10 protein-coding genes and 1 pseudogene are annotated in these 10,307 nt (G+C 39.6%); 6 read left to right on the top strand and 5 right to left on the bottom strand.

Annotated features, from left to right (window positions below):
* Positions 1 to 5 precede the first annotated feature (5 nt).
* Positions 6 to 200, bottom strand: coding sequence for a hypothetical protein (locus tag A4S05_RS39890; protein WP_141699611.1), 195 nt, complete (start codon positions 198 to 200; stop codon positions 6 to 8).
* Positions 201 to 272: 72 nt separating this feature from the next.
* Between A4S05_RS39890 and A4S05_RS00460 the strand changes: the two genes are divergently transcribed.
* Both A4S05_RS00460 and dps read left to right on the top strand, forming a co-directional pair.
* Positions 273 to 1,322: an aldo/keto reductase gene (locus A4S05_RS00460; RefSeq protein WP_069067876.1), complete on the top strand. Its 1,050-nt coding sequence runs from the start codon at positions 273 to 275 to the stop codon at positions 1,320 to 1,322.
* 113 nt (positions 1,323 to 1,435) lie between these two features.
* The gene (gene dps / locus A4S05_RS00465) at positions 1,436 to 2,008 is read left to right on the top strand and encodes a DNA starvation/stationary phase protection protein Dps (protein WP_069067877.1); all 573 of its coding nucleotides are present in this window, start codon (positions 1,436 to 1,438) and stop codon (positions 2,006 to 2,008) included.
* Positions 2,009 to 2,346: 338 nt separating this feature from the next.
* Here the strand turns inward: dps and A4S05_RS00470 are convergent, their stop codons facing one another.
* From A4S05_RS00470 to A4S05_RS00485, 3 genes are all read right to left on the bottom strand, one after another.
* Entirely contained in the window at positions 2,347 to 2,910 is a 564-nt protein-coding gene (locus A4S05_RS00470) for a DUF3124 domain-containing protein (protein ID WP_069067878.1), read from the bottom strand.
* Between the two features lie 434 nt (positions 2,911 to 3,344).
* Positions 3,345 to 4,022: a potassium channel family protein gene (locus A4S05_RS00480; protein WP_069067880.1), complete on the bottom strand. Its 678-nt coding sequence runs from the start codon at positions 4,020 to 4,022 to the stop codon at positions 3,345 to 3,347.
* Between the two features lie 1,199 nt (positions 4,023 to 5,221).
* Positions 5,222 to 5,611, bottom strand: a complete 390-nt coding sequence (locus tag A4S05_RS00485; protein WP_069067881.1) for an agenet domain-containing protein — start codon at positions 5,609 to 5,611, stop codon at positions 5,222 to 5,224.
* Between the two features lie 232 nt (positions 5,612 to 5,843).
* On the opposite strand from A4S05_RS00485, the pseudogene A4S05_RS00490 reads away from it, so the two are divergent.
* Positions 5,844 to 6,320, top strand: a pseudogene (locus A4S05_RS00490) (phosphatidylglycerol lysyltransferase domain-containing protein); the annotation flags it as partial.
* Between the two features lie 36 nt (positions 6,321 to 6,356).
* Here the strand turns inward: A4S05_RS00490 and A4S05_RS00495 are convergent.
* Positions 6,357 to 7,223: a WCX domain-containing protein gene (locus A4S05_RS00495; RefSeq protein WP_069067883.1), complete on the bottom strand. Its 867-nt coding sequence runs from the start codon at positions 7,221 to 7,223 to the stop codon at positions 6,357 to 6,359.
* A gap of 322 nt (positions 7,224 to 7,545) precedes the next feature.
* On the opposite strand from A4S05_RS00495, the gene cas3 reads away from it, so the two are divergent.
* From cas3 to A4S05_RS00510, 3 genes are read left to right on the top strand one after another with little or no spacing between them, the layout of a single operon-like run.
* Positions 7,546 to 9,678 carry a type I-D CRISPR-associated helicase Cas3' gene (cas3, locus tag A4S05_RS00500; protein WP_069067884.1) on the top strand — a complete coding sequence of 711 codons (2,133 nt, stop codon included), beginning with the start codon at positions 7,546 to 7,548 and terminating at the stop codon, positions 9,676 to 9,678.
* A 33-nt stretch (positions 9,679 to 9,711) separates the two neighbouring features.
* On the top strand, positions 9,712 to 9,948 hold the full coding sequence (locus A4S05_RS00505) for a DUF433 domain-containing protein (RefSeq protein WP_069067885.1): 237 nt from the start codon (positions 9,712 to 9,714) through the stop codon (positions 9,946 to 9,948).
* Between the two features lie 2 nt (positions 9,949 to 9,950).
* Positions 9,951 to 10,145, top strand: coding sequence for a hypothetical protein (locus A4S05_RS00510; RefSeq protein ID WP_069067886.1), 195 nt, complete (start codon positions 9,951 to 9,953; stop codon positions 10,143 to 10,145).
* The last annotated feature ends 162 nt before the right edge of the window (positions 10,146 to 10,307 follow it).

The raw sequence follows: 10,307 nt of genomic DNA on the forward strand, positions 1-10,307 counted from the left end.
GTGAATTAATTTTGGGAGGCGATCGCATTCACAAAAGAGGTTGCGTTTAAATAGCAATACGGTTCAGTTAAGTTTACTGGTATAGATAATTTGTCTTTGAAGACGCGATGAATCGCCGTCTCTACAAGTGTTTTAGGCTTATCTGAACTGTATTGGTTTAAATAGCACAAAAATACAAATAAGAGCTTGTCCTCAAACATCGCTCCGGTTTGCAGTTATCATGCCTTTGGGATAGTATTTGCAGCGTTTTTTTCGTTAATGAGAAAATATTCATGAAATACAAACTCTTGGGCAAAAGTGGGTTAAGAGTCTCTGAACTCTCCTTGGGAACCATGACTTTTGGTGAAGATTGGGGTTGGGGTGCTTCTAAGGACGAAAGTCGTAAAATCTTTGATAGCTATGTAGAAGCTGGGGGAAATTTCATTGACACCGCCAACGGTTATACCGATGGTAGCAGTGAAAAAATTGTTGGTGAATTAATCGCTAAAGAACGAGAACGCTTTGTAGTTGCGACAAAATACTCCTTTCCCTTGCAGATGAATGACAAAAAGGGCGATCCTAACGCCAGTGGAAATCATCGCAAGAACTTAGTTCAATCTTTGGAAGGTAGTCTGAAACGGCTGAATACCGATTATATTGATTTATTCTGGTTACACGCTTGGGATTTCACAACACCGATTGAAGAAGTCTTGCGATCGCTTGATGATGTCGTCCGTCAAGGTAAAGTGCTTTACATTGGCATTTCTGATGCTCCTGCTTGGATTGTTTCCCAAGCAAATACTATTGCCCATTACCAAGGATGGACGCAGTTTGTTGCCCTGCAAATTGAGTATAGTTTAATTCAGCGAACACCCGAACGAGACTTGCTACCGATGGCTAAAGCCTTCGATTTAGCTGTAACGCCGTGGTCACCTTTAGGTGGTGGTGTGCTGACAGGTAAGTATAATCAGCCTCAGCAAACAGGCGATGAACAAGGACGACTCGGAACTTTTGGGGGAGGAATTTCTGAGAAGAATTTAGCGATCGCGCAGGTTGTTAGCCAAGTGGCGGCAGAAATTGGACACACGCCCTCACAGGTAGCATTAGCTTGGTTACGCGCTCAAACTGGTGTGATTATTCCGATCATTGGGGCACGTAAATTAACGCAATTTCAAGATAACTTAGCTTCTTTAGATGTCAGCCTCTCGCCAGAACATCTGCAACGCTTAGATGAAGTAAGTAAAATTGAATTGGGTTTCCCCCATGACTTTTTGCAGAGTGACATGATTCGCGATCGCCTTTTCGGTGGCACATTCAACACCATAGAAAACCATCGCATCTAACTAACATTCATAGACAGTAACACATTCAGGCATTAATATAATCTGTCGTCAGAGAGTTTCGCCCAGCCAAGCACAATCTGTAAAGTTAGATTTAAAAGGCATTAACTACAACTATGAGCGACAACACCATTTCATCACGTTTGTATCCTACTCGTATTGACATTCCCGCCGAAGCGCGAGTGCAAATCGTGGTACTTCTTAACCAAACCTTGGCAGCTACTTTGGATCTGAAAACCCAAGCAAAGCAAGCGCACTGGAATGTTAAAGGAACTGACTTCTACCAGCTACACGAATTATTTGATGAACTTGCTGGTGAATTGGAAGAGTACGTCGATATGGTAGCTGAACGTGTCACAGCTTTAGGCGGATACGCTTTCGGAACAGCCCGCGCCGCAGCTGCTAATTCGATTTTGCCAGAATATCCCTTAGATATTTTGGATGGTAAAGACCATGTAACAGCTTTATCAGACCGCTTTGCACCCTATGCAAAACATATTCGGGAAGCGATCGCTAAAACTGATGAATTAGGCGATGCTGATACTGCTGACCTTTACACCGAAATTTCTCGCACCATTGACAAACGACTCTGGTTCTTAGAAGCTCATCTGCAAGTAGCAGAAATTAAGGCAGAGAATGGCACAGCGGGTACTACTAAAACTCAAAAGATCCCTGCTGGTGTCAAATAAGCACTTCTGAAAGACACCGTATTCAGTAATAGCGATCTGTCTTAAAAGTAAAGCGATCGCTAACAAAAAACATCTGCCGTAGGGGCAATTCATGAATTGCCCCTACGGCACTGATATATTTACTCATAAAACAGAATTCAGAATTCTGAATTCTGAATTCTGAATTGGTGAATACTCTACCCATAAAGGGATAGAGTTTTGAGGCGAGAATATTTTAATTTTTTCGCCCACTATTCCACTCGCTTTTAATCAATATTCGTCACCCACTCGTACGAAATTCATACTGAATTCTGACTCCTGAATTCTGACTCCTGAATTCTGACTCCTGAATTCTTACCTTATTTTAAAGGCGATCGCTGATCGTTATTTTGACTTTTAATTACCCTACCAGGACTGATAAAAGAAATTCCTTGTTGAAAGTCAGTACCAATCATGACCGCCTCCACTATCGGGTCGGACATTTCTGTTTGGGCTACCCACTCTACAATAAAGTTTGCGCCTAAACCTCCACTAGTATCATTTCTATTTACAAAAAAAGCTGTAGAAGCTAGCGCATCAAGTTGAATCGGGCGATCCAAATACTGCTTAACTAATTTTCCATCTGAGTTATAGTAGCGCACAGAAGTAATGACGATCGGATTGGTCAAATCTGTATTCCGAATACTGAGCGTAACTGCTAACTCGAAAATTTCCTGCCGATTGTGATGATAGATATGAGAATAGACAGGAACATAAACAGTTTGGCTGCTTGCGATCTTAAAATTCTGATCCAGCGTCACGACCTTTTGGGATGGGGTTATCTGAGCAATATCGGGTTGTGACTTTGGTGGAATATTTGCTGATTTACAAGATGCAAGAAAAATAACAGCGATCGCTAAATAAATATGTGGGTACGGCTTCATCACAATTATTTACACCAATTATATAAATGGTACGAATTTAGCACCCAGGAGTCAGGAGTCAGAATTTATAAGGAATTTAGAATAATTAGTATATTAGGACTAGCCCTTTCAAGGTGATGAAATTTGGAACGAAGATTGGTGATTTCAACCTTCAAAAAGCTCAAAATCTGAGCAGAGGATTCAAGATGCTAGCAATGAAACAACGTATCTTCGTTGGTCACCTTGAAAGGGCTAGTCCTATATATTTATTCATCAAATGTTCTTCTGATTCTTTAACTATTCTGACTCCTGAATTCTGACTCCTGAATTCTGACTCCTGAATTCTGACTCCTGAATTCTGAATCCTGAATTCTGAATCCTGAATTCTGACTCCTGAATTCTGACTATAAATGTAGCTAACCCCACCTCATAAACAATTTAAATAGAGACTGCGCTCAACATCTTTGTTCAATAAAATCAATGACTTGATGTAAAGATCCTGGTTTAGTCACAATCAGCACTGTTGAATGAGGTTCAAGTATTGTACTGCCGTTAGGAATCATTAAATCTTCGTGGGGATGAGGTTGATAACCAATAATTAACGAGCCAGTAGGAAATTGGGAATCCTGAGCAATTTCGGCAACACTACGACCAGCAACATAGCAATTGTTGGGGATGGAAAGCTTCAGAACCTCAATCTGTCCCTGCTCAAAATGCATCATTGATTCCACTTGCGGATACTCAATGGCATTCACCATCGTTGAAACCGAGAGTTCAACAGTACTGATGATATGGTTAGCTCCAGCTATACGCAGCGGTTCGGCAAAATCGGGGTGGCGCATCCGACTCAAAATATGGGGGACGCCGTAGTGTTTAGCAAGAGTTACCATTGCCAAGTTTAAGGCATCACTTCTCAGAACAGCTGCCAAAGAACCAGCTTTGCGAATCCCAGCCTCTAACAATACTTCTGTACTCACAGCACTGCCTTCAAAAGCCATTGCTCCCACTTGTTCACGGGCATAGCGACAAGCTATCGGGTCAATGTCAATTACAGCAACAGTATGTCCTAGTTCTACCAGCTTTTGGGCTAAACTTAAGCCCAGTAAGCCTGCTCCACCTATGAGTACGTACATGGCTGTTCTTGATATTATTTGAATTTTTACTTCACTTTATAGGTTAACAAAATTGTCATTTGTCATTTGTCATTAGTTATTAATGCTGGTTCCACAGCGAATGAATGTTTTTTATGTTTAAATTCCTTATACCGTTTCTTTGTGAAGCTGCATATAATTCACCCCCCGGCTATCGCCGTCTCCCCAAGGCATCGCTACGGTGTACACACATCCTTACCCAGAGCAAGTTTCCAGCCCAAAAAGAAGGATTCAAACTGACCTGACTTTTCACGGCATGTGGAAAAGGTAACGATTAACCTAACCCCCTTCCCGACGCGGGAAGGGGGAAAATTCAAAGTTTTTCTCCTTTTAGGCTACGGTGTACACACAAATCCTAAAAACCCAGCTTAATAAGCATTTCCTCGTTCCCAGTCTCCGACTGGGAATGCATTCATTGAGTCTCTGACTCAATATCTGACTAGAGGCAGAGCCTCTAATCAGGCATTCCTATGCAGAGCATAGGAACGAGATAAAACGAGATAAACGATAAAAAAATGGGAAATTGATCTTTTTTCGACTTGTGTGTACACCGTAGCCTTTTAGGAGAGAGAAATAGAAGTGAGGTTTTCCAGATACCGTGAAAAGTCAGTCAAACTGACGTAGCCCACAAACCAAAGTAGAAATTCTAGGAGGTTTTTGAGAGCGATAGCCAGACCAACCACCAAGCCCCGGTAGGATTTCGTCGTATCGCTTTGCTCGTAATCACATTTCACTGGTCTGGAACGCCTGAAACCCTTGCAGCTACCACTTGTGTGTACACCGTAGCTTAAAAAGGGGGGTTAGGGGGGATCTAAAGTGCTAGGACTTACGCATTGACAGAAAATACCAAATATGAATTCTTTGAAAAAGCACGTCTGTCGTAGGGGTTTAGCAATGCTAAACCCCTACAATGACCATCGAAGAACGATTAATAAAAGGCTGAAACGACCCATTTTCATATATGCATACCATGATTAAGTTTTACAGTGCGTAAGTCCTAAGTGCCTAAAGTCACAGCGAAATACTTTTCAAACACCCTCTAAGAAAAAATTGAGGGTTTGAAACCCACGGAGATGGGTAAAGCCTCGTGTAGCTGCGGTTTCTAACCGCCCTTTTATAAATTTAAAGGGACGACTCCAACAGGTGAAATCGTCCCTTTAAACTTATAAAAGTGAGATATTCTATCTGCTTACCCTGGAAGGTTCAACCCACTCATCCCAAGAGCTATCGTAGCCATCATAAGTAATTTTATAAAGTTCGTTACTAACTTCTAAAACCTGCCCTTGATACCATTTCCCCTTCCACAAAATTCTCACTGCATCTCCAGCTTCAAATGATGCGCGAAAGCGTCCAGTGCCAACCCATTCATTCCAGGAGCTATCGTAACCTTCGTATGTAATATAGCAATTATCATTATTAACCTTAAGTACCGTTGCCGGATACCATGCTTCCTTCCAAAGAACCTCAGCCTTTTGTCCTACAGAACAAGGTGAAGCAGCAAAAGCGCTAGGAATTAATGTTCCTACCCAAGTTGCCATGAATATAGCGCCAAACAATACTTTGTTTTTCATGATTATTTCTATCCTCAAATAGTAAAACCGAATTTTGATGATGATTTATGAAAATCTACTTCAAAATTTGCAACTAACTGTTACTATTTTCGTGGGATTTGTTTAGCGATCGCCTCAGCAAAAATTATGAATTTTCACCGCCTTTTGTGAAGATATTGCATCTAAAATTAGCAGTAGCTATCGATTTTACTTACTTGAAATTCTTAGATCCCTGACTTCTTGGAGAAGTTGGGGATCTATTACGATTACTTATGCAATAGTAATGCTATTACAACCTGTGTTTTGGCGGAATCTAGCAACGACAAATGAGCGGCAAAGAGCTAAAGAAATTGTCGAGCAATATGGACGTTTTTCTTTAGCAGCATTCACACTTTTAAATAATAAAAGTTATTATTTCAGTCCTTCGGGTAATAGTGTAATTGCTTATGTTCCCCAGGGACGGGGTGCGATCGCCTTAGGAGATCCCATAGTCCCCGTTGAAGACCGCCGCTTGGAGAAAATATTGCACTATCTTTACGAGCATTTGAATCACTTCTACAATTTCAAGGGACTGCACACTTACAAAGACAAGTTCCACCCCCATTGGGAAGCGCGTTATTTGGTTTACCCAAGTTTAGCTGCCTTACCTGATGTAGTTGTAGCATTGATTCGCGCAGATTCAGGCGATCGCCTCTTTGATTATTTCAAACCCGGAGCGGAAACTAAATAATTAATAGAGCAGGCTTTTCGGCCTACCTTACAACATTTAACTCCTAGTTTCGATATCGTATAAATTGCAGAGGGTGAGGAGTTTTTGTTTGAGGCGATCGCGGACATTCTCTGGTAATATCACTACACAATCTGGCGCATATTGCATAACTTCTCGCATAAACCAAAATGTACTAGATACTCGTCTAACAACTCGCCGCACTCGCGCTTTATCTGGTAGCCACTCATTAATACTGTCTTCTAGTTTAGCTTGATAGGCAAAAGCCAAGCCAGCAAATAGATGCATTTCCACTTCAATCTCAGCCAAATTTGATCGCCATTCACCAGAAATTGGCATGACAGCAGCTTCAGTAATCCTGTCTAATCGCAAACTCCAATTGTGAACCAGTTCTGGTATATCAAAGTTTCCTTCTGTCTCTTCGCACCAGCAATCAAGATATACCCGCTTTTCGTGGGGTGTAACTTTGGCGTGGCGAACGGTAAAATTAAACACACGCTCTGCTGCGTCTTGATAGGAAAGCTGAAAGGGTTGTTCGCGCAAGATGTAGCGGTCTATTTCTAAGCGCCAAGGTGGGGGCAAATTCTCTAAGAAACGTTCGATTTCGCCTCGCAACGGTAATGATAGTTCGCTGCGTTCGAGAAGTAAGTTTGCAATGATTTGCGCTTGTTCAATTTGCCCGATATCTGTCAAAGCATTGATACATCTATGTAATGCCCTGATGCGTGGTTCTTTCCAATCGTTATTGTTACCAATGAGTAACTGACGTTGAGCGATCGCTTTAATTAACTTAGAGATGTTAGGTTCTTCTCCCCACATCATACCGAATTCACGAGCGATCGCTTCTAGCTCGGCTTTATCACGTTCTGATATCGACAGTGTAATAGATTGACCTTTTCGACTCATATTTTATACGGACACTTTTATACGGATATATCTTGGCAACTTCTATTTTGCATGGCATTATAAGGAATAACAACGAGTTACGGACAGTTTTTAAGCAAAGTGAAAAACTCGCACCATTGGTGCGAGAAATAGCCTGGAGATGTTTTATACCCATCTCAAAAACTGCAACCAATGGTTGCAGAAATGTGTGAGTGGTATTTATTAGCACATATATAAAAACTGCCACCAATGGTGGCAGAAATTGATTAGATTTACTAAGTCTGTCATTCTTTTTGTATGAAATTTCCGATAAACCAAGCATTCACAAGGAATTATCAAGGATATGTCTGAAAATTACAGCATAAATCTCAAACCTGTTTATTCTCAAACCGTCCCTACACCTGATGGGGTGAAATTACCTAAAGATTGGTCGCTTTCTTGGCATCAAGTGGAAACTTTGGAGGCGTTGCGCGATCCAAATATTGATATAGTGTTCAACACTGCCATAACTGGGGATGGTAAAAGCTTGGCTGCTTTTCTTCTGGCTATGACAGATGGTGTATCCACAATGGCAACTTACCCGACAAACGAGTTAGCGAGAGATCAGGAAAAGCAAGTACAAAAATATAAGGACGAATTTCAACCAAAGAAAAACCCACAGATTTATCGTCTGAATGCAGCTATTCTGGAAGATTTTATCGAAACAAATAAATTACCAACTAAACAGTCTGGATTAACTAATCTTTCCAACCAAGCAGAAATTTTGCTGACTAATCCCGATATTTTTTACTATATTCACGATTTTCGCTATCTTAGGCGTTTTAAAAAAGATGGTAAAACCAAGGGAGAAAATGCCAATAAGCTATTCAGTAAAATAGATGATAGCTACAATTTGTTTATATTTGACGAGTTTCATGTATTTTCCTCGGCTCAAGTTGCAAGTATATTCAATGCAATATTGTTAATTAAGCATACCGTTCCAGGTAAGAAATTTTTGTTTTTATCGGCAACACCAGATGATTTATTACTAGATTTTTGTGATAAATCTGGTATTAATTATAAAGAAATTGATCCAGCCAAAAAAGAAAAATATTGTTTTTCAGAAAATGGTACTCAATGGCGGCAGATTAGTCAACCAATAACTTTATTTTTTCCGCAAACACTAGAACCTAATTTTTCATCTAGTTATGATTGGCTGATAGAAAATTCAGAATCAGTAATTTTAAAGTTCTTTCAAGATTATCCAGGCAGTAAAGGTGCAATTATTCTCAACTCGATTGCTGCGGTTAAAAAACTAGTTAGGCATTTTAAAAATATTTTTAAACCTTTAGACTTAGAGGTTAGAGAAAATACGGGTTTAACTGGTGAAACGGAAAAAGCTGAATCAGTTGCGAAAGCCGATTTACTTATAGGAACATCAACTATTGATGTAGGTGTAGATTTTAGAATTAATTTTTTGGTATTTGAAGGTGCTGATGCAGGTAATTTTATTCAACGCTTTGGCCGGATAGGCAGACACAAAGATTTTCACCCTCATCCTTATCATGCTTATGCTTTGATTCCCAAATTTATTGTTCAAACATTATTCAAACCTGAGTCAGACTCTTTACAAGATGGCAAAACTTATGACCGAGTAAGCTTTACAGAAGCTATTCGTTCAAGTTACCCATTTGTGAATGAATTTAAGCAGTACCCTAAACGCTGGGGTGCTATTCAATCAGCTTGTGTTCATCAAGAATTAAGACGGCTGACTCATCAATATCCCGATGCAGAGAAAAACTTTAAAGAGACTATTGAAAAAGCACTTGATGTAAATATTTGGATAAAATATGGACAAATTAATCAATGTTTACAAGAAAAGAAAAAGAAAGTCATTGATGAAGCACGAAGTTTTCGGGGAAGTAGTCAGTTAGATTGTGCAATTTTTGATTCAACAAATCCAGAAGAACCACAAAATGAACGTTTTAAAATTTATAACTTACCAGGTATTCTCAGCAACTTTAAGTTTGAATGGATGGATAGAAAGGAATTTATACAGCAAGCTGAGAAATCTAAAGTTACAACCACTCGTTTTCAAGAAGCTTTATGCTGTTTGAAACTGACTGGCTACCGAGAAGTAAGAGAAGACTGGAAATTTTACTATCCAGAGGATATCAGTGATATTGCCAAATCTGGTAAAGTCCAGGTTATCAAAAACTTAGAAATTCGCCAACCCCACGGTAGCGGGATTAATAAAATAAGTGATGCTGTATCGGGTAGGGGTTTAGTATGCTTTCTTTCAGATTGCGATCGCACTTACCTCAGAGCCAAGTTAGGTTTACCTATCCACTTTCAAGCATACTCCTTAGCAGATAAATATAGTAGCGACGATAAGAAGTCGCCACCGTACACTATAGCATTTGGTAAATCTGCACTAATGCTGGAAACCTTACTTTGGTTTCGGAAGCCGAAAAAGGATGATGGCTGGATTTGTTAGAAAGTTACATAACATCAAATTTTGGGAATACTAATGCTTGAAGGTGATTTGCTTTCTCGAATTTCGATTGACCCAAACATCTGTTTTGGCAAACCCTGCATTCGCGGACATCGTATTTGGGTTTCTTTAATTTTAGATTTATTAGCTGGTGGAGAAACTATTGAGAGCATTTTGGAGGCATATATAGGTATAGAACGAGAAGATATTTTAGCGTGTATTGCATTTGCTGCTAAGACAATTCAAGATTTATATAGTCAAGATGGAGAATAGAAATGAGTATGAGTAACGTTGATGAATATCCTGAAATTCCAGACTTAGATAACTATGATGAAGATGAAAAAGATACTCCTGTTGAACGTGAACTTTTAACTATTAGCCTCTTCAAAAAGGCAATTAAAGAAGTACCAGAAAATAAGGAAGATTCCATAATTATGGCGTTTACCAGTCTAATAAAGTACACTAATTAAGATAAATTCAGTGCATCTACTCAAGGGTAAAAATGAAACCATATTCCCTCGACTTTCGCCAAAAAATATTGGATACATACTTGTCAGGTGGAATATCACAACGTCAATTAGCAAAGAGATTTTGTGTGAGTTTAGGTTTTATTGAGAAAATACTAAAGCAAT

This window comes from Nostoc sp. KVJ20, from assembly GCF_001712795.1.
In the GTDB taxonomy this organism is placed as follows: Bacteria; Cyanobacteriota; Cyanobacteriia; order Cyanobacteriales; family Nostocaceae; genus Nostoc.